Origin of the sequence: Pseudoalteromonas sp. UCD-33C, assembly GCF_001306895.1 — a bacterium.
Taxonomy (GTDB): domain Bacteria; phylum Pseudomonadota; class Gammaproteobacteria; order Enterobacterales; family Alteromonadaceae; genus Pseudoalteromonas.
The window spans coordinates 29056-53070 of record NZ_LJTB01000005.1 but is presented as its reverse complement, the minus strand read 5'-3'; the positions used below and the strand labels follow the sequence as shown (position 1 = coordinate 53070).

Here is a 24015-nt window from a genome sequence, read left to right as displayed (position 1 = left end):
TACTTAATTAAGCGGATTGCTATAAGTGAATTATGAACCAAGAGCCTGCAGATGCTTCGCCGAACTCGTTGCATCCGCTGGCTTTTGGTTCATTCTATCGGTTGAGTTTTTGTAGTAATAGCTGCCTTACTCTTCTGGCCGTTAGTTCGTCGATATCCGCTAATATCCCTTGCGCAGGCTCAGCAACGTGGCTTGCTAAATCCACATCATCAGCAAACACATAATGATTAAAGAGTTGCTGCCATTTCTGTTTATGCTCGTTTGGCAAGTCTTTAATTGCCAGCATACTGTGCAGCATGGCATCAAATGGGTTTGCTAAATACTCTGGGGCTTGTCGCCACCAATAGTTCACCAACACATTAAACGGACTGGTTGCGCTAACCTGATGCCACCAAAGCGCTGGAATATAAATAGCATCGCCAGGGCCAAGAGTTGCCGATTGCGCCTTTTCTATAGCCTCTTTAAAGCGTGGAAAGCGGCTGAAATCGGGGTTATTAAAATCAACCAAGCTAACCGCTTGCCCAGCGGGTGTAAATTCGAGTGGACCAACGTAAAGATTATTGACCTGATCAGTTGGCAATAGAGTAAACGTACGCTCACCTGCAGCAACACAAGCTAGGTTATCGGCGTTGTCATAGTGAGCCGCAATCTGACTATGATTTCCCACCCAGAGGCTGGTTAGGCAGTTATAGTCGGTCACTGTTAATGGGTTTTCAACACTAAAGCTCGGAGCGCAATACTCCACAGCAGTAGAGCCCATATACAGTGAATCACTGTCGGTTTGTGTGAGTGTTAGTGCTAATTTTTGCAGCACAGAAAGTAGGTTATCGGCGTGCTGTGAAAAATTAAGCCCCGAGAAATCAGCGTTATAAAAATAGCGTCCCTGATGAATTGCTTGGCTGCTAAAACTGCGTACTGGGGCGGTATTAGCAAGCCCTAAAAGATAGTCTAAGGCGTTTTTAGAACCTTGTTTAGCGGCAATGACTTGGGGCCAATTAGCGCAGAGATCTCTGATGACCAGTGGCTCAGTTAGCTCAGCTAAAAACGCTTTTAGATCAGTAATGCTTGAAGCCTGGCATTCTTTTATTGGTGCAGCCGCAAACATTACTGTTGAGCCCATTTTTTATTAAGCAAATGAGGAATGTGCTCCATTGATGCCAGCACCATATAAACAGCTTGTAGGTCACCTTGCTGTTGTAACTGCTTAAGTTGTTCAGCGGTTAAGCCATTGAGTACCTGTTGGTTAATAGTATAAAAGCCGCTCACTGTGACTTTTTCGCCATTTTTATCTGCATATTCAAGACTAAAAGCTTCGAGTAGATTAACGCTAAGCAAACGCTCAAAAAACTGATTAATCGTTTGGTGTTCTTGATGTAACGCGTTAAGTACTTGAGCAATATGATTTAAGTATTCGCTATTTCCACCATGTTCAAGGAAGATTGCTTCGCCATCATGTGTGCTTATGCGTGGGCTGTCTAAATCAATATGTACCACCAGAGATTGCTCAGGAATACCATTGTTATACTGGGTTTGTTGGCCAATTAAAAATGGCTGGCGCTGCATACTTAGCGGTAAGTAACTCAGTTGCAATTCGCCTTGCTCGTTTAGCAGCAAGTTCTCGCCATTTTCAAAACCAAATAAAGCGAGGGCTTCGAATTGACCTGTTTGCGGGTGCTTACGAAATACGATAGGTTGATTTGCTTGAACTTTAGCAAACTCACTTGGAAATACGGTAGCGCAGCTAATATTGTCGCCCCAGTTAGCACCGCGTGTGGTGATCACTTTTAGGTCTTTATGGCTGATGTTATCAAGTAAGACATGATTGGCCATTGGGCCTCCTAATACTGAGATTAAATAGGTTGTATACCAAATTGCTGAATATGATTTAAAAGCTCGCGGTTAGTGGGTAGTTGTTGTAATCCGCGTTTGGCTTGTTGTTGGTTAGCACTAAAATGCTCAGTAATTGCCGCTGGCATTGCAAGTACAGGAAATTGTGGCAATTGCTTCATTCCATAAAGTACATACTGATAACTGGCTGCAGAGAAGACTTCTTGAGCGCGGTCAAAGTCGTTTAACCACGGACTTTGATATTGCCAAAGTGCTAAGTTTTCTTGAAGTTGCAGAGGGATTGAGTTTGCCTCTTTATGGGCTTGCCAATAGGGGCTAGTGCGCTTTGACAACACATAATGCAGCTTTAAAAATTCAATGATACGTTGCCAGCGATAATGGCACTGCTCATCAAACCGCTTTGCCAGTGTCGGCATTGCAGCACGATGTGTTGGGAAATTAGCAAGTAAGTTATTCAGGCCAAGCTCCACCATGACTAACGCTGAGGCTTCAAGTGGTTCAATAAAGCCTGCAGACATACCAATAGCTAAACAGTTTTTATACCAAAAACGGCGTCTATAGCCGGGCGTAAAACTGATTTCACGAAATGTCAGTTCATTTTGCGCGGTGCCGGGCTGGGTTTTTGCAATGTAGTGGCTAAGCGCTTGTTTCGCATCTTCGCTGCTGGCAAAACGACTTGAGTACACCATACCTAGACCACGGCGGCTTTGTAAGCCGATATCCCAAATCCAACCGGCATCTTGCGCAGTGGCTTTGGTATAAGAAAGGATCTCTTGCTGCGGGTTTAAATAGGGCACCTGTACGGCAACGGCTCGATCGTTAAATAACACATCGTGTTGCTCAATTAGCTCTATCCCGTAATGTTGATGTAACAGCTTTGCGTGGGTGCCAGAGCAATCAATAAATAAATCACCCGCAATAGTGCCATGATCGCGGGTTTGCAATGAACTAATATAGCCATTTTCATCACTATTGATACTTTCAACATGACTGACGATATGCTCAACGTTTAGATTGGTCGTGCAGTGCTGTTGTAGCAGCATGGCAAACTTACCGGCATCTAAATGATAGCCATAGTTTGCTTCACCTTGATAGGCGCTATGCAAGTGGTTTTTCGGTGCTTTATGGTGATCGCATAAGTAGGTTTGGCTTGCCACTGCGTGGCTGAAACTCACGGCATCTTTGTTGGCAAACCAGTAAGGTGCAATATTTAATTGCTGATATGCCACCGGTAAGCTGAACGGGTGGTAATAATGTGCGTCGCCTTCATCGTCGCACCAGCCATCAAAGCGTGAGCCTTGTTTAAAAGATGCATCACAGCGTTGAATAAATTCACTTTCGCTAATGCCGATGGTTTTTAAGGTTTGTCGCATGGTTGGCCAAGTACCTTCACCGACACCAATGGTAGCAATATCGGGCGACTCAATCAGGGTGATCTGTGCGTTGTGAGTTAAATGGGGCTGGGCAGCAATTAAACCTGCAGACAACCAACCTGCAGTTCCACCACCTAAAATGACGACTTTTTTTACTTCATTCTTTTGCATGTTTAAGGCCATCTCAAATGCTATGTAGACAAACTAGCATAAATACGAAAAAAAAAGCCGCTGTTGAGCGGCTTTTTTGACAACAAAATGCTAGAACGAGTAGCGGAAGCCGATGTTGTAGCGCGCACCGTATTGGTTTGCACGTAACAGCTGCTCAGAGTAACGAACGTAAGTACGTTGCGTTTCATCAGTCAGGTTTAGACCTTCAACAAACACCGTTAGGTTCTCATTAACAGAATAGTTCACGTTGATATCCCACTGGCCATAAGACTCAGTAAAGATAGGTGAAGCATGTTGGTCAAAGCCAGTTAAGAACTCATCACGCCAGTTATAAGAAATACGAGCCGATAAACCATTTAAATCATAAATCGCAGAGAAGTTAGCTGAATCACTTAAACCCGGTAGGGCAAATTGATAGCCGATAGCATCTCGGTCTGCTTCAACATCACCAAATACGAATGTCGCGTTAGCGGCAATACCAAAGCCTGTTTCACCAAACATATGTTGCGCTGCTAGTTCCCAGCCCCATAGGTTTGCTGTTTCAACGTTGTTATCACGCGATACGAAGAAGCTTGCCAGTGGATCTGTATCGTTACCAACGATAGGCGTGCCTTCTTCTGTGCCTTGGTTTTCGTTGATCTTATCGTGAATAGCTTGGTCAGATGGTTGCTCACCCGCTGCTGCTAAATCTTCACGCGCTTGCTCTGCACGATCACCAATAAATGGGTCTGTAATACCGTCAATCGTTTCTTCGGTTGTGATATTTACAAGGAAGTTATCAACTTGCTTACGGTAGTAACCAGCAGACACATAGCTGCCTTCACCGTAGTAGTATTCAAGTGACAGGTCGATATTATCTGAAGTATAAGGTTTTAAGTTCGGGTTACCCACAGCCACTTTACGTTGACCCACTTTCGGGTTACCTAAGAATGACGTTGTTGAGCGAAGCGCGCCAACAGGAGGACGAGCAAGGCTGCGGCTGTAAGAGAAACGTGCAATAACGTCTTCAACTACTTCGATGTTCATATCGATGCTAGGTAAAAACTCTTTGCTGCTACCTTCACCGTTTGAGAATGAACGTTCATCAGCGTAAATGTAAGACCATTCGTTACCGTTAACCCACTCCATTGCAACAGCAGGACGCTCTAAGCTGTTTGCTGTAACATCTGTTGATTCGTAACGTAAACCCGCAGTGATGTTCACTGGCATACCGTTAAATTCTGTTTCGAAGTTAGCTTGTGCGTATACCGCAGTTGTTTCTTCGCTTACACGGTGATCGTCATCGATTGGACCCGCTTGCACCATGCCGTTTACATCAGCAGGCCAGCTACATGCGCCAATACCGCCATCTGGGTGATCACAGTCAATACTTTCAGCAATCGCGACAATGTCATCAAAATCAGCATCGTAGTAGTAATTCAATAGCTTATCACTACCACCACCAGAGAAGCCATCAAGTAAACCTGAGCTATCGACACGAGTGAACATGCTGTCATCGTACCAATCCGCAGAGTTTAACCACCAACCAGCAGCAAGCTGACCTGAGTAGGCTGTTGTTGTACGGAAATCAATTTTTGTGTGTGATACGCCAAAGTTAATGCTTGATAGGGCGCCGCTGTCTTCGTTATACCACGTACCTTTTAGCTGATATTGGTCAAGATCGTTGGTGTTAGTGTCTTTGTTTACACCGGCGAAAAGGGTCCCCATGTCGCTCGGTAAAATTTCTGCTTGGCCATTGGTTAATGTCATATCGATAAGCGGAATTTCGCCTTTGCTGAAGTCAGCCATTTTTTCGTCGATATTAACTGTTGGGTTTTCACACCATGAACATGATGTGTTACCAATAATCATAAACGCATCATGGCCGATACCCACACCGGCACTTTCAGCTGATGAGTTGTGAGCATCAAACTCGATGTTTAAATTGTCTGTTACCTGCCAATCAATGTTTAAACCAAGTGATTTATTTTCGTTAGTTGTTGCACCGCGGTTTAAGTTTGTTGAGTAGTCACCACCAATTTCAGTTACTTGCGTGTAAGTACCGTTTTCATTGATAGTTGCTGCGCTAACGTTACCACCATTATTGAACCACACACCAAAGCTACGGCCATCTTTTTCAAACTCAAGTTTTGAGTAAGTGTAATCAACGGTTGCAGTAATGCGGTCATTCGGTGCGTATTGCAGCACAAGTTGACCATTGGTACGTTTACGTGAATTATCTGAAAACGCATAACCAGCATTTTGCGGATACCAGGTTGCGCCATCAGCGCGTTGGTTGTTATCTGTCAGTGCTAAATCAGGAGACGATGAAATATCAACATTTGGGATCCAGTTATCAACCGCCATTGATTGTTCGCGGTTGTCACGCTCTTGAACTGAGCCTGAAATTAAAATACCGAATTTGTCATCGTTGAATGTGTTGCTGTAGATACCTGATAACTCAGGCGTTACATCATCACCTGTCTCGTTTGATGTGTCGTGAACTGCTTTTGCACCAATCGAAGCGTGTAAACCAGGATTAGAAAGTGGTTTAGCTGTGGTGATATTTACTGTTGCACCAATACCACCGCTAGGGATATCAGAACGCGCTGTTTTATAAACTTCAACACCGCTCACACTTTCTGTTGCGATGTCGCCAAAATCAAATGAACGACCGCCAGTTGTTGGCATTTGGCGATTGTTAAGGGTTACTAAGTTAAATTCAGGGCCAAAACCACGAACCGTAATTTTGCTACCTTCACCATTACTACGGTCAATAGACACACCGGTAATACGCTGCAAAGATTCAGCTAGGTTGGTATCAGGGAATTTACCAATGTCTTCAGAGGTAATTGCATCAACAACACCCGCAGATTGACGTTTGATATCCATTGATTTTACAAGGCTTCCGCGAATACCCGATACTTGTATTACTTCAATATCACTTGCTTTGTCGGGCTGTTCTTCGGCGACAGCTGAGTGAGGAACTAGCGCGCTTAGACCCATTGCCATAGACAGGCTAATAGCAAGCTGCTTTTTCTTGAAAAGTGTGTGGTTCATGCAAATCTCCAGATTTGGTTTTATTTTATGTTGTTGTCTATTTTTGTAAGCGCTTACATTTTCTTTCAAAAAAAATCGCCGAACCCGATTTTATAAATGTAACCGCTTACATTAAGTTATTAGAAAGTAAAACAATCGTCAACATAAATAACGTTTCAAGGTCAGAGGTAATATCTATGTTTATGTTATTATAGGAAATATTTCATCAAAAACTTTCTGTTTTTTAGGTACAAAAGCAACGTCTTTCAGCTAAAATTAGAAAATGAGAGTTTTTTACATTTGTTAAAGCAAGAGGTATTTTCGTGCAATCAGTGAAATGGAATGAAGGTCTGTTTACCCCAAGCAAAATCATTTGTGTTGGCCGTAATTATGCAGCGCATATTGCAGAGCTTAACAACGAAACGCCTACAAGTATGGTGCTGTTTGCAAAACCAAATAGTGCTATCACCGATTCCCTCAATAGTGAACACTTAGGTGAGGCACTCCACTTCGAAACTGAGCTTTGTTTTTTAGTTAAAAATAAGCAACTGGCTGCGGTCGGGCTTGGGCTTGATTTAACCAAGCGAGGCCTACAAAGCAAGCTTAAAGAAAAAGGCCTACCTTGGGAGCGCGCAAAAGCATTTAATGGTTCTGCGCTTTTTACTGAGTTTGTTGTCGTTAATTCCAACTTACACTATCAATTTAGTCTAAAGATTGATGGTAAAGACACTCAACTAGGCGATACAAAGTTAATGCTGCATAACGCAGAGCAAATCTTAGCTGAAATCAGTGAATTTATGGACCTAGAAGATGGCGACATCATTATGACTGGCACGCCTGAAGGAGTAGGGAAGGTTGTCGCTAATTCAACCTTTGCTGTAACACTTATGGATGGTCAGCAGCAGTTGATATCTCATCAATGGCAGGCTCTTTAAGCGGGTCTAAAATGTAGCGCTGATAATACGATGAAAACTCAGGAAAGCTTTGTTTGAGCCAAACTCGTTGGCTTTGCTGGTATCTCTCACTTGGTAATACCTTGTTTTTCAGTGCTTCATTAATTTCTGCTAGCACTTTTTCGGCATAATTATTAGGTGCGCTTGTCGAGCAGCCTATGGCACCAAAAACCACATTCTGGGCTGGGTTAACAATAGTAAGCTTTTGAATATTCTTTTGGTGTTGTTGGTTGTAATAATCAGCTACAAATGGGTAATCAATGGTGTAATCAATGTAGCCATGCTCTAGCTGTGATAGCAAAGCAAAATTTGGACTACTGCCATTACCACTTAGTGCTGCACTTTCGTAAAGCTTGGTATTTTTCGCTATCTTATCCAATTTACTGCCAAATTTACGTGCATCGTTTTGACCATAAATAAAGTTGGCATCTGTGAATAAAGAAATCAGTGATACAGGATTACCGTGTTTTTGCTTAATTTTTAGTGTTTTTTCTTCGGTACTTAATACGCTAAACGGGGGGTACACTGTGGTTGGGATTGAGTAAGTAGCACGGTTGGTTTTTTTATCACGATGGATCATACATGCATAGCATGCCATATGTCCGTCATCGAGATATTTACTGCCACGTTTTTGCGGCAACATCACTTTGCTGTGGTTAATGTCAGGTAATGCTTCAATCAACATATCGGTAATTTCATTGCATAGCCCACCATGAGAGGTGGTGCTACTTTTCTCGATAAAGAATGGCTTACCATCATTTTCAAGCCAGGTAATAGAGAGCTGGTCGGAGGCATGAGTAATTGGGGCTAGCAACATCCCTGCAACCACACATAATACTTGTTTTATGTATTTACTCATTAACAACCTAGATAGTGAAATGTTATGAATAACTATACACCAAAGTATGGGTAAACTTGTAGGTGGAACGGAAAAATGATGAATTAGTGTTAGTGAGCCTACTGAGGGTAGACTCACTTATACTTTCGAAGATTAACTAGAAAGGCATAGGATAGCGGGTAAATACGTCAGCGATTTTATCGTTGGCTTCATCGCTTAATTGCACTGAGAAAGCATCGATATTTTCTTTTAACTGCGCCATTGATGTTGCCCCAATAATTGTTGAGCTTACTCCATCCACTTGATCACACCAAGCCAATGCAAGTTGTGAAGGTGTTAAATTAAAGGCGTTAGCAATTTCAACATATTCAGCAATCGCAGCCCGTGATTGTGCTGTGTCTCTAAATAGGCCATTACGTTGCACTAGCGTCCAACGGCTACCTTCAGGGCGAGCACCATTTAAGTACTTACCGCTTAACATGCCGCCACCTAGCGGTGACCAAGGTAGGTAAGCAATATCTTCATGAATACATTGTTCAATCAAATACGGCCAATCTTTGGCGTGCAGTAGACTAAATTCGTTTTGAATCGATACCATACGCGGAAGGTTATGCTGTTCACTTAAACGCAAGTACTGGCTGATGCCCCAAGGAGTATCGTCTGATAAACCACAGTGCTTAATTTTACCAGCCTTGATACAGTCATTCAGACCTTCAAGAATATCTAACATGCCAGCAATATTTTGCTCAGTGTCAGCCTCAGAGAAGCACACTTTACCTGGCCACTGTTTACCAAAGTGCGGTGATGTACGGTTAGGCCAATGTAATTGGTATAAATCGATAACCTCAGTTTGTAAGCGCTTAAGAGATGCATCAACGGCTTCAACCACTGCTTGGCGAGTAATATCGCCTGCATCGCGTACCCAAGGTAAGCCGTTACCCGCAATTTTAGTGGCAATGACAAGATCATCGCGTTTGTCTTTATTACGCGCTAACCAATTACCGATGATCTCTTCTGTCTTACCGTAGGTGTCTGGAGAAGGGGGAACGGCATACATTTCGGCAGTATCAATAAAGTTAACGCCTTTATCTAATGCATAGGCGATTTGTTCATCGGCATCGGCTTGGTTGTTTTGCATACCCCATGTCATGCTACCTAAGCAGACACGAGATACTTCAATACCACTTCGACCAAGTGGGCTATAAAGCATAATAGATCCTTGTTAATCGCTAGAATGGGCTCTAAGTGCAGTTAATAACTCATCATTTAACTGAGCTTTTTTACCCGTTTTAAAATTAAACATAACCACTTGTGATGAGCCAATGGTTGTTACTGCGTCCTGGCTTTCACTAAATACAGTGTAATGCATCATAAAACGATCTTGTTCAATGTCACTAATCTTTACACCAACATGCACAGTATCAGGAAATGTCACAGGGCGTTTATAGCGGGCGTTGTTTTCGCTGATCACCGGACCCACACCTGTTACTTGTAAATCTTTAAGAAAGCCTAGTTGAGTAAAAAAATCGATACGGGCTGTTTCAAAGTAGCGAAAATACACCACATTATTGACGTGCTGCAGGGCATCCATTTCACCCCATGCAACATTAATTTTTGTTCTGATAGGGTGTTGTTCTATAAATGATTGCATAGTAAATCTTCGTTGATTGTGAGAAAACTTAGGTTAGCAATATGCTGCTTTTAGCTCAAGGAAATTAGAAAGCTCAGTATATTGTGCTAGATTTATAAGTTCACGCTTACGTAAAGTGTGAGCAAAATGAACACACATTAAAGGACCTTAATTATGCAGCAACTAACCTTGAGGGTGATAAAGTGGATTGCACTTTTCATCTTGCTAGCTCTAGCTTTGCTCTGTTATAGCATGGGCACAATGTCAGGATTTATCGCTTTAATTGTCGTGGGCTTGTTATTAGAAGCCGCGTTTTGGTTATTTGGTTCACGGCTTATTAGCCGAAAAAAACCAAACCAACAAACAAGCCAAACCTCTTAGCTTGCACTCTAAGGAAGTTTAAATATAATGACTGTATATATAAACAGTTATTGTATTCCTGATGAAAAAATTCATTCACATCGATATGGACTGCTTTTATGCAGCCGTGGAGATGCGTGATAACCCCGCGCTTGCCAATGTGCCACTGGCTATAGGTGGTAATAGTCGTCGCGGGGTGCTTTCAACTGCTAATTATATTGCCCGTAAATATGGTGTGCGCTCGGCGATGTCGAACTATCACGCCAAACAACTGTGCCCCGATCTGGTTATCGTTCCCGGACGAATGCAGGTTTATAAAGAAATCTCCATGCAAATTCGCGCCATTTTTGCAAAGTACACCGACCTTATTGAGCCGTTATCGTTAGATGAAGCCTACCTTGATGTAACCGACAGTACTGCGTGCAAAGGCAGTGCAACACTGATGGCGGAGCAAATCCGCCAAGAAATCTATGACACCACCGGACTAACAGCCTCAGCAGGCGTCGCGCCAATTAAGTTTATTGCCAAAATTGCCAGCGATGAAAACAAGCCTAATGGTCAGTTTGTGGTATTGCCCGATCAAGTTGATGACTTTTTGGCGAGTTTACCGCTTGGCAAAATCCCTGGCGTTGGCAAGGTGACATTAGAAAAGCTGCAACTTAAAGGGCTTTACACAGGGGCTGATGTGCGCGCGAAAGGGGTTAATTGGATGCAGCAGCATATTGGTAATTTTGGCGTGTCTTTATATCAAAAGTGTGCAGGCGAGTACGTTGGCAAAGTGTCAACTGAGCGAGTACGAAAGTCGCTCAGTGTTGAGCACACCTATGAATACAACAAAAATAATTTAGATGAGTGTTTAAGCCAGTTACCCCGCTTGATGGATGAATTAACTCGCCGTCTTGATAAACAGCAATTAAACAACCGCATCAATAAGTTATCGGTGAAGGTCAAGTTTGCCAATTTTGTCGTGACCAGTGCCGATCAAAGCCACCATCAATTAGACGAACGCATTTTTACTGAGTTAATGAGTAAAGCTTATGAGCGAGGTAACAACCAGCCAGTGCGCCTGTTAGGAATAGGTGTCGGAATAAAGAGTCAGGCTCACGAGCATTTTCAGCTAAGTATATTAGACTAAAGGTTAACACCTTGGTGCTTGAAAGTTTGTTAGTGTCTAGTTGGGGTGCTAGGCCTGCCTAGTTCAACACCTTAGACAACATTATAACTTAATAAGAGAGATGACTATGCAATCGGTCGTAATCGTGCTGCTCGGAATAGTCGGTATGTTGTTCGGATGGTTCTTTTATTCGAAATTCATCGCCGAAAAAATATTTAAAATGGATGATAATTTTGTCACACCCGCTCATGAACTTGAGGATGGTGTGGATTATGTGCCAACTAACAAAGTTGTGTTATGGGGCCACCATTTCACCTCTGTTGCAGGTGCTGCGCCAATTGTTGGCCCTGCCATTGCCGTATATTGGGGCTGGGTGCCTGCGGTACTGTGGGTGGTATTTGGTACTATCTTTTTTGCTGGTGTTCACGACATGGGCGCTCTATGGGCCAGTGCGCGTAACAAAGGCAAATCAATGGGCGCTTTGTCTGAAAGCGTAATTGGTAAACGTACCCGTGCATTATTTATGATTGTGGTGTTCTTAGTACTATTGATGGTGAATGCGGTATTTGGTGTGGTGATTGCCAAATCATTTGTATCGCAACCTAACGCGGTATTCCCTGCTTGGTCAGCGATTGTTGTGGCCTTAGTTATTGGCCAGTTACTACGCCGTAAAGTGTCGTTAATTCCGCTTTGTTTAGTTGGTGTGGGAATTCTTTATTACACCATTTACCTTGGTAGTGGTATGCCAATTTCATTACCTGATGAAATGTTTGGTCTAAGTGCGAATGCGAACTGGATCATCATCTTATTTATCTATGCAGCCATTGCTTCATTATTGCCAGTATGGATGCTGTTACAGCCACGCGACTTCATCAATGGTATGCAGTTATTGGTTGGCTTAGTGCTTCTTTACGGTGCGGTGTTTGTGTCAATGCCAGATATCACAGCGCCTGCGTTTAATACGCAAACGGCGGTAGATACACCAAGTATTATTCCATTGCTATTTGTGACCATAGCCTGTGGTGCGGTATCGGGTTTCCACGGTATTGTGTCTTCAGGTACCAGCTCTAAGCAGTTGAACAAAGAAACTGATGGTCGCTTTGTGGGTTACTTAGGTGCGGTAGGTGAAGGTATGCTTGCGCTTATTACACTAGTTGCAGTAAGTGGTGTTGCACTTGCAGTATCACCTGAAGAATGGCACGAAATTTACAGTCACTTAGGCGCCGGTAGTGTGAGTGCCTTTATTAATGGTGGCGCAAACTTAATTGAAAGTGGCTGGGGTATCTCGCAAGAGGTGGCATCAACCTTACTTGCCGTGATGGTGGTATTGTTTGCGGGGACTACCATGGACTCTGGCGTGCGCCTGCAGCGTTATATCATTCAAGAGTGGGGTGATATTTATAATATCAGCATCATTCGTAATGGTATTGTAGCTACACTCATTGCAGTACTTAGCTGTTTACTGCTTGCTTTTGGTGCTGGTGGCGCTGACGGTAGCGGCGGTATGATCATTTGGCCATTATTCGGTTCGACTAACCAAATCTTAGCCAGCTTAACCCTACTGGTTATCTCGGTAATGCTAATTAAAGCGAATCGCCCAGCTAAATACACGCTTATACCAATGAGTTTTGTATTAGTTATGGCGTTCTTTGCTGGGGTTATTAAACTGGGCGAGTACTATCAACAAGGTAACTGGTTACTGGTGACACTTGATTTGTTAGTACTGGTTGTGAGCGTACTGGTTATGCTTGAAGCTTGGTCTGTAATTGTTAAGCATCGTAAAGACTCAGCACACATTACAGAGCAGTAAACTTAGCTTGCCAGCCATATCGTAAGCTGTCTTACTTGGCTGGCAATAGCGCTCTAAATCAATGATAATAAGGTCCTATGTTTCTAACAGCAGGACCTTTTTTATGGCATACCCTCATGCAGTTGCAGCCCCGCAATTAGCGGATGCAAATCACGATGCATTGATTATTATCGGTGATGATTTTTCTTCTTTAGCAGATGCAAGCTTAAGCCAAGCTATTAGCGCTCAACAAGCTGTAGACGCACGTATTGGCAAACAAGTGACATTACTTGTTATTGATTCTAAACGCGTTATTTTAGCGCCTACAGGCCCTCTAAATCGTGATTATGATGATGTACGTCGTTACTTTGATGCAGCGAAGCAAGGTGTACTAGAGGCGAAAGCATCGGGTAGCACTCAGCCTGCAATTTTACTTGCTAACGTAAATCAAGATAGCCGTTACAAGCATGCCCTTGAAGTGGCTTATTTAGGTGCTTGCCAAGCGCTTTGGCAACCACTTGAGGCACGTGAGTTCCACGGCCAAGCGATTGAACCAATTAGCCAAATTAGCCTAGTGGGTGCAGATGAGGCAATGAGCAAAGCGCTTAATGCTATTGCTGCGGGTCAATACGCTGCACGTGATTTATGTGGTACAGAACCTGAGCGTATGGCACCACCACGTTTTGCTGATTACTGCGTTGAGTTATTTGCGGGTAGCAAGGTGTCTGTTGAAGTGATTTCAGATATCAACACTATCGATAAAGATTACCCAATGATGAGCACCGTAGCGCGCGCATCTTACGCTGTTGAGCGTCATCACCCACGTGTTGTGAAACTAGAATACGTGCCTGAAGGCGACGTTGAGCGTACCTTAATGTTTGTTGGTAAAGGTTTAGTTTACGATACCGGTGGTGCAGACCTTAAAGTGGGTGGCTTTATGGCAGGTATGAGCCGCGATAAAGGCGGTGCAGCTTCTGTTGCTGGCTTTATGAAATCAGTGGCTGACTTTGCACCAAAAGGCGTAAAAGTGATTGCTTACTTAGCCGTAGTTCGTAACTCAATTGGTTCTGATTGTTTTGTTCCTGATGAAATCATTACCAGCCGTGAAGGTGTACGTGTACGTATCGGTAATACCGATGCTGAAGGCCGTTTAGCAATGGGTGACCTATTAAGCGAAATGAAAGATCGTGCTTTAAACGAAGTAAATCCAGAGCTATTTACTGTTGCAACACTAACAGGCCACGCAGCACGTGCGATGGGCCCTTACAGTGCGTATGTTGAAAATGGTCCAGCTCGCGCAGCGAAAATTTCGCGCCAAATTGCTGACTTAGGCGATTTATGGGCAGATGGCGCCGAAGTATCTCGTAGCCGTCGTGAAGATTATGACTTCATTCGTCCTCGCACTTTAGCTGACGATGTTTTATCAAGTAACAATGCTGCTTCTGCAGTGACAGCTCGTGGTCACCAGTTCCCAATGGCATTCTTAGCGATTGTTGGTGGTTTAGATAAACATGGTACTGAATCAGCGCAACCATTACCGTATGTTCATATGGACATCGCAGGTAGCGGCGTAGAAGGCGGTGATTGGCAACATGGTAAGCCTACCGCAGCAACAGTAAGCAGCTTATTCGCTCGTTATTGTTTATAAGCTAAAAGCTATAAGTTTTTAGTTTGAAAAGCCCCGCACAGCAGTGCGGGGCTTTTTTGTGGCGTTAATCGAGCTTGAAGCGGTTAACGACATCACTTAACGCTTGTGAGCTTTGCTTTAAGTTTTCACTGGCGGTCGAAAGCCCTTCGGTATTCGACAGTGATTGCTCAGTTGATTGTGAAAGCTCATTAATCCGTAAATTAACCTCATCTGCTGCGCTAGTTTGTTGCTCGGTAGCGCGGGCGATTTGGCTGTTCATATCTTTAATAATAGAGACAAGTCGCTCAATCTCACTCAGCGAGCTATTTGCTTCACCTGCTTGTGAAACCGTTTCAGTTGATAACTGTTGGCTTGCCGATACAGCATCAACAGCAGCTTGTGCGCCGGTTTGTAGTTTACTGATCATGGCTTGAATTTCGTCGGTACTTTTACCTGTACGGCTTGCTAATGTACGCACTTCGTCAGCCACTACGGCAAAGCCTCGCCCTTGTTCACCAGCACGAGCCGCTTCAATGGCTGCATTGAGTGCCAGTAAGTTGGTCTGCTCGGCAATGCTACGGATAACATCAAGTACTGAGCCTATGTTGTTACTCTCTGCAGCAAGATCCGCCGTTACCTTACTCACTTGTTCAATATTATGCGACAGGGTCTCAATGGCGGTGATGGTCTTGTTGAGAACCTGCTTGCCCGCTTCGGCATTTTGCGCCGCTTCATTGGCGGCATGTTCTGCTTGGTCGGCATTTTGACTAACATCGTGAATTTGATGAGTCATCTGTTCCATTGCGGTTGCAACTTGAGTCGAGCTGTCGTTCTGTAGCTCAATAAAAGAGTGATTTGTTTTACTCGCATCATCAACGCTATGGGCAAACTGATTTACTTGCTCTGCATTGTGGGCAACATGTTTGAGTGACTCACGCATTTTCGCGGTGTACAAGTTAAAGTAGCGCGATAGACGAGATACTTCATCATTACCATTTTCATCAAGCTTTTGGGTTAAATCGCCTTCCCCTTGCGAGATGTCTTTCATCATGTTTGCGGCAAGTTGGGTCGGGCGAAGAATGCTATTGGCAATTAGGTAGCTTAGCGCAACCAGTAGGGCAATGATCACTACCGCGGTAATAATCACATGGTTACGTAGCGAAGAGAATGCCTCTTCAATAGTATCAATATAGACACCAGAACCTACAATCCATTGCCATTTATCAAAGCCTTTTACGTAGGCAATTTTATCAACAGGCTTATCTTTACCTGGCTTTGGCCACTTGTAGGGAATAAAACCTTTACCTTGTTTTTTGACGATATTAACCATATCGACAAATAACAACACGCCATCTGGATCTTTACTGCCCGCTAGTGATTTACCATTTAATTCGGGCTTAAATGGGTGCATGACCATCACGGGTTGATAATCGTTGATCCAAAAGTAATTGCTGTTGTCGTAACGAAGTGCAGAAATTGTTTCGAGGGCTGCTTGTTTGGCTTGTTGCTCACTCAGCTTACCTTGCTCAAACAACTCATAATTATGCTCAATAATAGAGTAAGCAGACTCAACAAGGTTTTGGGTCTTAATGTATTGCTCTTGCTTTAGCGAGCTGTATTGCTGCGTTAAGCTCGAGACGCTCAAAAATATCAGCCCTATCACGACCACACTCACTAACATGGCGAGGCGCTGAAAAATTGTAAAACGGCGTAAATTCATGTGTATTCCTTCGTCATGCCCATAGGAGCAATGTATTAAGCGTAGCTAAAATAGGTCGAAAATCTAGTTAAATAGTAGAATACATTGAGACAAAAAAAAGGCTGATTTAACAATCAGCCTTTAGTCTAAGTCACCGAAATTAAACGTGATTACTCAACGTTAAAGTGTCGGTTGAAGAAACTTGTGATGGTTTGGTGTAAGTGCGTTTGTACGCTCTTGCCACGTAAACTGTGTTTTGAACCCGGGTAAGTCATCATTTCGAACTGCTTTTCTTGATCTTGCAGTTGTTTGAATAACTTTGTGGCGTGAGTGAATAACACGTTATCATCTGCCATACCGTGGTAAATCATCAGTGGGCCTTTTAAGCCTTCGGCATATGGGAAAACTGCACTTGCTTCGTAACCTTTCGCGTTAGTTGCAGGGTGACCTACATAACGCTCAGTGTAGTGAGTATCGTAAAGTGCCCAATCAGTTACTGGCGCACCAGAAACACCGGCTTTGAAGTAGTCGCCCGCTTTAAACATAGTCATAAGCGCCATGTAACCACCGTAGCTGTGGCCATAAATACCAATACGTTCAGGGTCAACGTAATCAAGGGTGCGTAAGAACTCGACACCTTTAATTTGGTCTGCCACTTCAGCAACACCTAAGTGCTTATAAATCACGTCTTCAAACTTTTTACCACGGTTGTATGAACCACGATTATCAAGTTGGAAAATAACATAGCCTTGTTGTGCCATGTACTGGAAGTATAAGTTTTTACTACGCCAGCTGTTCGTTACGCGCTGAGCATGAGGACCGCCATACACGTTAACAATAACTGGGTGCTTTTTACCATCTTGGTAATTAGTTGGCTTGAATAAACGGTAATGCATGATTTGCCCGTCTTCAGCCGTTAACGTGCCGTATTCAGGCGTGATCAAATCAGCTAGGTAAGGCGTTAATGGGTGTGACTTATCTAACTTGTTTTCTTCAAGCCAAGTGATAAATTCGCCATTAATTTTACGTAATGCCGCAGAACCAGGCTTATTCACTGATGAGCTGTTATCGATAAAGGTTTTGTTGTCTTTAGCAATTACCACATTATGGTAAGCACCTAGCTCAGTTACGCGCTTAATTTCGCCTTTTTTGAATAGCGGTACGCTGTAAAGGTGGCTCTCAAGTGCTGTATCTTTGCGACCTGCAAAATAAACGATGCCTTTTTTCTCGTCGATACCTTTTAAGCTATCAACAACCCATTCACCTTGGGTGATTTGACGGATCATTTCACCATTTGTGCGGTATAAATAAAGGTGTTTAAAACCGTCGCGCTCAGATGCCCAAACGAAATGTTTTTTATCGTTTAAGAACTGCAAATCAAAGTGCAGGTTAATCCAAGTATCACTAGTTTCTGTTAGAGCAACCGTTTGTTTTTTAGTGTCGCTATTATAAAAACGTAACTCTAAGTTATGTTGCGAGCGGTCTTGCCACTGATAAGAAAGTGTTTTGTTATCTTTTAACCATTTTGCGCGAGCGATATAAATATCTTGCTCGTCGCCTAAATCAACCCAGTCAGTTTTTTGATTGTTGATGCTCACAACACCTAACTGAATTTTAACATTGTCGGTACCCGTAAACGGGTAGCGTTGGTTAAAAAGCTTTACTTCATCCGCGTAAATCTCATTACGGATCGCTTCTTTTACTGGGCTTTCATCAACACGGGTATAAGCGATTTTAGACTCATCACCAGACCACCAGTAGCCAGTCATACGGCCCATTTCTTCTTGCGCAACAAATTCGGCCATACCGTTTTTAATAACGCCGCCACCATCTTTACTTAATTGGATTTCTTGACCCGTTTTTAAGTTAAGTGCATACAAGTTTTGCTCACGAATAAACGACACAAAGTGCCCTTTAGGTGAGAAACGTGCATCGGTTTCAAATGCTTCTGTGTCGGTTAATTTGCGGCTTTTAGCTGAAGCAAGCTCATAATAGTAAAGGTCGCCATTAAGTGGGAATAAAAGCGCTTTACCATCTTTAGACCATTTATATTCTAAGATCCCTTTACCAAAAATACGCTGGCGCTCACGGCGTGCTTTTTCTTCGTCAGATAAGTTTTCTGGACCAGAAAATAGCGCAGCAGAGTCAACTAATAAGCGGTTTTTGTTATCTTTTAAGTTGTATTCCCATAAGTCGTAACGGTTGTAATCATCGGTTTTACCTTGCAGGTAAGTAACACGACTTCCGTCTGGAGAGAATTTAAGTTGTACAGGCGCTTTGCCTGCTAAGCTTGGATCGTCAAAAATACGCTCAAGAGTAAGAGGTTCAGCGGTCACACTGAATGCTGTTGCCACCACTGGCAAAGCAAGTGAGAGAGATTTAATTTTTTTTAGCACAGGAGTACCTTCGCTCGAATAAAAACTGCCACGATGGTAATGGTAAGCTTAGGCAACTGCAACAAAATGCTATAAAGTAGGGATTGTTTACCCAATATCAAAGGATTTATTGATGAAAAATACTGATACGCCGTTTTCTTTGGCCCCAGAACTACAACGCGACTGCATTGAGCTTGCTGATTGGCCATTGTGTAAAGTATTGCTGATGAATGATAGCCAATACCCTTGGTTTATTTTAGTGCCAAGAGTCGCTGGCGTTAAAGAGATAATCGACCTTTCTGAAGAGCTACAAATTACCTTATTACAAGAGTCGGGCAAACTGAGTAAATTATTACAACAGGTATTCAACCCAGACAAACTCAATGTAGCAGCACTAGGGAATATGGTACCGCAATTACATGTTCATCATATTGCGCGTTTTACAACTGATGCAGCTTGGCCAACACCAATCTGGGGTAAATTACCAGCAGTACCTTATAGCGACGAACAAATTGCCGCATTAAAAGCGCACTTTTAAACTGTTTGTTCTAGCAAGATTGGACTAAGCTAAATGGATGATGCACGAAGGGGTACAGAATAAATGAAACACACAGTGTTTGCAGTGTTGCTTATTCTGAGCTCTTTTTCATGTGTGGCTAAAAGTTACTATTTTGTCGGTAGCCACTTTCCAGCGATTTTAGAGCAGGACCAACAAGGCACAGTGGTTGGCTTAGGTGCCGATATTGCCCACGAAATTTGCAGACGTTTAGGGCATGAGTTGGTAATTGATATCATGCCACTAAAACGCGCTCTAAAAATGGTAGAGCAAGGTCAGGCTGATGCCATTATTGGCCCTTACAAATCCATTATACGTCAGCAGTATATGCAATTCAGTGACTTGCCCTTTTACGAAGACCCGATTGTTTTATATACCAAAAAGAACAATGATGTGACTTGGGTTGGTAATTTTGCTAGTTTACGAAAAGATATTATTGGTACCATTCGAGGCTGGAATTATGGCCCTGAATTTAAACGTAATGAAACAAGTCTATCGCTATCTGAAGTGGGCAATGTGCGGGCTAGTTTTTTACAATTGATGCATAACCGAGTTGACTTAATTCTCACCCACCCTCGGGCAGCAAAGCCTGTCATCGACAGTTTAGATATAGCAGATAAAGTGATTATGTTATCGCCGCCGGTGACGGTTAATCAGGGCTACTATGGCTTTAGTAAACAACGCGAACTCGATGAATTTATTGATGCTTTTAATGCCGAGTTTCAAAAAATGCTGATCAACGGGGATATTGTAGAACTAAACTCCAAATATGGTTTGAACTTCGTTGCACACTAGTCGTGATTTACTCGACTTCAGGCAATAAAAAACGCTGCAATTGCAGCGTTTTTTTATTAAAGGAGAATAAGGCTTAAAGACCTAATACTTCTTTACCTTGTTTGAAAGTAACATCAACAGGGATATTAGCTTGGCTTAGTTTTTCTAAGTCTTTAGCTAGTTCAGCTTTGATTTCGCCATGAGTTGCGATTAGCTGATCAACTTTTTGGTAATCACCGTCACCTTGAATAGTAAGGATTAGGTTAGATAGTTTCTCCATTGCTTGGCTCATTTTCTCCATGTTAACGCTGTATAAGCCGTCAGCATTTTTAGAGAATGCACCTTCTTCAGCGAAGAAGTTAAAGCGGATCATGTTCGCTTTACCGTGTGCGCTTGATGCACCAAAACGCACTGAGCGGAAGATACCAGCCATAAAAGTGATGTAGTAATCTTCTAATGTGCCCTCTGTGATCTCGCCTTTCTTAAGCAATTGTTCAACCATGTAAAGACCTAAGATATCCGCTTTACCTTCTTCAAGGGCACTTGCATGCTCTTGCAATGATTGGCGAACAGTTCCTTTACCAGTAATGGTGTTTTTAATACCTAAACCGTGCGCTACTTCGTGGAACATAGTGTTTGCGAAGAAAGCATCAAAGGTAATGTGTTTACGCTGCTCAGGAACAATTAGCTGCTCTGAAATTGGCACTAAGATTTTATCGAATTTAGCGCGCATTGCGTTTTTAAGCTGTAATCGACGTGTGCCTTTTTCCAGTTGTACTTGCTCATCATTTGGTAGGTTGATAGCAATTGTTTTACTACCTGCATTTGAGTGGCCTGCGTAATAAACAACATCGTAAGCATTTAGGTCAGCATCAGAGCCAGGGACTTCTTGCTTGTACTTTTCGTCTACAGGTAAACCTTTTTGTAGCTCAGGTAAGAAAGCGGCAAATTTAGCTAAACGCTCGCTCCATGCTAAATCTTTAATTAGTACATAAGATTCATACGCTGCACGATAACCAAATAATTGATCTTCATAGGTTTCGATAGGGCCAATAACCACGTCAATTGGGTTATTTTTCATATCCATCCATGCAAAATCAGATGGTTGGAAGTCATCACTTACTAGTGCGTCTGCGCGCATGCTTAGGTAGTTAGCAAATTCTTTATCATCAGCCAGTTTACTTGCTTCGCGTAATAAATTAGCTGCTTTTTCTAATTCTTGTGCATACTCAACTGAGTAAGCCACGCTATAAAGAAGACCTTTTTCATCGCGCTTGATCACCGAGTAAAGACCGGTTTTGTCATCAACGATTGCGTTGTTTAATTCTTCTTTAGTGATATCGCTTGGGTAAAATTCAGCGCCTAGTGGCTTTTCTTCATAACCAGATAAGAATACTTGGTCACCGTTTAAGCGATCCCAAGGGCCGTAGTTGATATCTGCAAACTTCTGAACTTTTTCATCATTAATTTTTGCTAAGAAAGCGTCTTTGCTCTCACCAAATGCTTGGCGCCAAAATAGCTCATCCATGATTTTTGAGGCATCGATTAACTTGCCAATCATTTGCTTCTGGTTATCGCTTAAGTGGCTAAGATCAGAAGTAAGCGTAAAGTCAGTGTAAATGTCTAAGCGGCTTTTCTCAGCATTGATAAGTTGTGGGTTGTTTTGTTCAGTAGTTTGCTTTGTTTGCTCTGCAGCAGGCTTAGTTTGAGAAGTGGTAGCTTGCTGGTCAGAACATGCACCAAGGAAAACAGCACCTGATAAGATAAGTGCTTGGCTAATTTTATTTAATGTCATTTTTTTGCCCGTTAAAAAAGTGAGAGTCATTGCTTAGAAAACAAAAAGTCTATGCATTAAAGCAAACCTGACATATATATGGCAAGTTTACAGCACTAGAAGCAATATTTATTTATGAGTTAAGAAGTTAAAAAATATAAAAAATAGATAATTTCTGTGAATTTCTTAACTTTAGCGCTAAGTTAGACAATACTAAAACTATAACTAATCTAATAATGTCAGTCATTAGTCTGTCTTTGTTTGGGCGGGCTAACCCAAGAGGATGGCACACATATGTCAACAGAAAATGCATTACTGACCATATTGGTCGACAGAATAAATAATGACACTTTAGTGTTACCTACCTTACCAGAAGTTGCTGTGAAGGTAAGGCAAGCTGCGGATAACCCCGAGGTAAACTTGATGGATATGGCAGATGTCATCTCTCATGATCCGGCATTATCAGCACGAATGATCAAAGTCGCCAACAGTGCATTTATGGGGCGCTCAGTTAAAGTTACAAATTTACACCAAGCTGTAACACGAATTGGCCTACGTCAAATTAAGAACATTGCAACTGCAATGGCAATGGAGCAGCTGTTTGTATCGCATAATGAGCTTATCAAAGGCTATATGGACAAGGCATGGCAAAAAACCCTTAAAGTAGCGTGCCACTCAATTACCTTAATGGATTTCTTCTTACGCAGAAATAAGCAAACCTCGCTTAATCGCGACACAATTACCTTAGCGGCATTAGTTTATAACATTGGCGTACTGCCCATTTTAACAGAAGCTGAAAAGCACCCTGAGGTGTTCGCAAACCCAAGCTTCCTTGCTCATGCCATTCAAAAGCTGGGTGGTAAAGTAGGTGGCGCAATTATGCGAGCTTGGGGCTTCACTGATGAGTTTGTAGAAGTAGCTGAAAGCTGGGCAAATCCAAACTATCGTCCAGAACATATTTGCTATGTTGACTTCATTCGTATTGGCGCGATTTTAGAAGGGATCTTACAGGTTTCTGATAAGTCTGCGGCATTGCAAACTTACATTGACAAAGGCGTGATTGAATCACTTGATATGTTCAGTGACGATGAATATAACGATATGCTTAACGAAGTAAAAGCGATTTTTACTGAATAACAGCAACAAAAAGCGCGACTAAGTCGCGCTTTTAATGTTAACCATTATCTGGGTTAAATTTATAAATCTTCTGCGTCGCCTAAGCCTTGAGTTAGCTCTTCTAGCAGCTGTTTAATTTCTTCTGACGCTAAGATAAAGTCAGCATCAAGTTTTACTGCCATATCTTCTTTTGGAATGTCGGCGTTTTCTTCTTTTAATGTTTCTGAGTAGCTTAAACGCTTAATTGAACCATCGTTTTGAAGCATGAACTTAACGCGTTCTTGCCAATCAAGAGCCAGCTTAGTTACGCGCTTACCATTTTCTAAGTGTGACTTTACTTCGTCGCATGATAAGTCATGGCCTTTTAATTTAACCTGTGCGCCACTGTCATCGGCTTCTTCAAGCTCTGCATCGTTACCGATAGAAAAGCCTTCAGGGGTACTGAAATTAGTTAACCAGTCAGTTAAAAATACATCTAAATCGTAATTCGCAAATGCAGGTACGACAGGTAACGTGCCAAGTGATTTACGTAATAGGGCTAAAAGCTCTTCTGCTTTATTAAAGCTTGCGCTGTTAACCACAACCCAGCCATTCTTTTGATCAATAAACGCAAACTGTAGGCTCGATTTTTTGAATGCTTGAGGCAGTAAAGTGTGCAGAATATTTTCTTTTAGTTCGTCTTTTTCTTTTTTCTTTACTGGACGGTTTTCTTCCGCTTCGATTTGCTCAACTTTCTCTGCAACTAATTCGTTGATAACGGCAGCTGGCAGTACTTTTTCTTCACGTTTAGCACATACTAAAATGCTGTCTTGAGAGAAATGAGATAGGGTTTGACCATGCTTACCAAAGGCTTTTGTCCAACCGAATGTTGAAAGCTCTTGGCCTGTACATGAGCGGAACAAGTCTTGTTCTAGGGCTTTGTCGAAGTCTTCTTGAGAGTATGAAACGTCTTGTTTAAAACGGTAACAGATAAGGTTACTAAACCACATAATTAGGCTAA

At 42.5% G+C, this 24015-nt stretch carries 18 protein-coding genes; 7 read left to right on the top strand and 11 right to left on the bottom strand.

Annotation, left to right across the window (positions count from 1 at the left end):
- Positions 1–94 precede the first annotated feature (94 nt).
- The 4 genes from AOG26_RS11850 to AOG26_RS11835 form a co-directional block, all read right to left on the bottom strand.
- Positions 95–1105 (bottom strand): cupin-like domain-containing protein, encoded by a 1011-nt coding sequence (locus tag AOG26_RS11850; protein WP_160316768.1) that lies wholly within the window; start codon positions 1103–1105, stop codon positions 95–97.
- Positions 1105–1830, bottom strand: a complete 726-nt coding sequence (locus AOG26_RS11845; protein WP_054562684.1) for a SapC family protein — start codon at positions 1828–1830, stop codon at positions 1105–1107. The genes AOG26_RS11850 and AOG26_RS11845 overlap by 1 nt, the downstream gene beginning before the upstream one ends.
- Positions 1831–1850: 20 nt before the next feature.
- A complete protein-coding gene (locus AOG26_RS11840; protein WP_054562808.1) occupies positions 1851–3392 on the bottom strand; it encodes a tryptophan halogenase family protein in 1542 nt (513 codons plus the stop codon).
- Between the two features lie 90 nt (positions 3393–3482).
- Positions 3483–6431: a TonB-dependent receptor gene (locus AOG26_RS11835; RefSeq protein WP_054562683.1), complete on the bottom strand. Its 2949-nt coding sequence runs from the start codon at positions 6429–6431 to the stop codon at positions 3483–3485.
- Positions 6432–6733: 302 nt separating this feature from the next.
- Between AOG26_RS11835 and AOG26_RS11830 the strand changes: the two genes are divergently transcribed.
- Positions 6734–7345 carry a fumarylacetoacetate hydrolase family protein gene (locus tag AOG26_RS11830; RefSeq protein WP_054562682.1) on the top strand — a complete coding sequence of 204 codons (612 nt, stop codon included), beginning with the start codon at positions 6734–6736 and terminating at the stop codon, positions 7343–7345.
- Here AOG26_RS11830 and AOG26_RS11825 read toward each other — a convergent pair.
- The 3 genes from AOG26_RS11825 to AOG26_RS11815 form a co-directional block, all read right to left on the bottom strand.
- Positions 7296–8222, bottom strand: a complete 927-nt coding sequence (locus AOG26_RS11825) for a hypothetical protein (RefSeq protein ID WP_054562681.1) — start codon at positions 8220–8222, stop codon at positions 7296–7298. The two genes, AOG26_RS11830 and AOG26_RS11825, sit on opposite strands and share 50 nt — an antisense overlap.
- A 136-nt stretch (positions 8223–8358) precedes the next feature.
- Complete coding sequence (locus AOG26_RS11820; RefSeq protein WP_054562680.1) at positions 8359–9411, bottom strand: aldo/keto reductase; 1053 nt, start codon at positions 9409–9411, stop codon at positions 8359–8361.
- A 12-nt stretch (positions 9412–9423) separates the two neighbouring features.
- Positions 9424–9852 (bottom strand): acyl-CoA thioesterase, encoded by a 429-nt coding sequence (locus AOG26_RS11815; protein ID WP_054562679.1) that lies wholly within the window; start codon positions 9850–9852, stop codon positions 9424–9426.
- A 421-nt stretch (positions 9853–10273) separates the two neighbouring features.
- On the opposite strand from AOG26_RS11815, the gene dinB reads away from it, so the two are divergent.
- The 3 genes from dinB to AOG26_RS11795 all read left to right on the top strand — a co-directional run bounded on the left by dinB (position 10274) and on the right by AOG26_RS11795 (position 14742).
- Complete coding sequence (gene dinB, locus AOG26_RS11805) at positions 10274–11326, top strand: DNA polymerase IV (RefSeq protein ID WP_054562677.1); 1053 nt, start codon at positions 10274–10276, stop codon at positions 11324–11326.
- Between the two features lie 106 nt (positions 11327–11432).
- Entirely contained in the window at positions 11433–13115 is a 1683-nt protein-coding gene (locus AOG26_RS11800) for a carbon starvation CstA family protein (RefSeq protein ID WP_054552592.1), read from the top strand.
- Positions 13116–13218: 103 nt separating this feature from the next.
- The gene (locus AOG26_RS11795) at positions 13219–14742 is read left to right on the top strand and encodes a M17 family metallopeptidase (RefSeq protein ID WP_054552591.1); all 1524 of its coding nucleotides are present in this window, start codon (positions 13219–13221) and stop codon (positions 14740–14742) included.
- Positions 14743–14806: 64 nt separating this feature from the next.
- Here the strand turns inward: AOG26_RS11795 and AOG26_RS11790 are convergent, their stop codons facing one another.
- Complete coding sequence (locus AOG26_RS11790; protein WP_054562676.1) at positions 14807–16441, bottom strand: methyl-accepting chemotaxis protein; 1635 nt, start codon at positions 16439–16441, stop codon at positions 14807–14809.
- 149 nt (positions 16442–16590) lie between these two features.
- Positions 16591–18816 (bottom strand): S9 family peptidase, encoded by a 2226-nt coding sequence (locus AOG26_RS11785; protein ID WP_054562675.1) that lies wholly within the window; start codon positions 18814–18816, stop codon positions 16591–16593.
- Positions 18817–18928: 112 nt separating this feature from the next.
- Between AOG26_RS11785 and AOG26_RS11780 the strand changes: the two genes are divergently transcribed.
- A complete protein-coding gene (locus AOG26_RS11780) occupies positions 18929–19333 on the top strand; it encodes an HIT domain-containing protein (RefSeq protein ID WP_054562674.1) in 405 nt (134 codons plus the stop codon).
- A gap of 63 nt (positions 19334–19396) precedes the next feature.
- Positions 19397–20146: a substrate-binding periplasmic protein gene (locus AOG26_RS11775; RefSeq protein WP_054562673.1), complete on the top strand. Its 750-nt coding sequence runs from the start codon at positions 19397–19399 to the stop codon at positions 20144–20146.
- A gap of 73 nt (positions 20147–20219) precedes the next feature.
- On the opposite strand, the gene AOG26_RS11770 is transcribed toward AOG26_RS11775, so the two are convergent.
- A complete protein-coding gene (locus tag AOG26_RS11770; protein WP_054562672.1) occupies positions 20220–21920 on the bottom strand; it encodes a dipeptidyl-peptidase 3 family protein in 1701 nt (566 codons plus the stop codon).
- Positions 21921–22193: 273 nt separating this feature from the next.
- On the opposite strand from AOG26_RS11770, the gene AOG26_RS11765 reads away from it, so the two are divergent.
- Complete coding sequence (locus AOG26_RS11765; RefSeq protein WP_054562671.1) at positions 22194–23036, top strand: HDOD domain-containing protein; 843 nt, start codon at positions 22194–22196, stop codon at positions 23034–23036.
- A 59-nt stretch (positions 23037–23095) separates the two neighbouring features.
- Here the strand turns inward: AOG26_RS11765 and rdgC are convergent, their stop codons facing one another.
- Positions 23096–24004 (bottom strand): recombination-associated protein RdgC, encoded by a 909-nt coding sequence (rdgC, locus tag AOG26_RS11760; protein ID WP_054552583.1) that lies wholly within the window; start codon positions 24002–24004, stop codon positions 23096–23098.
- Positions 24005–24015: the final 11 nt, after the last annotated feature.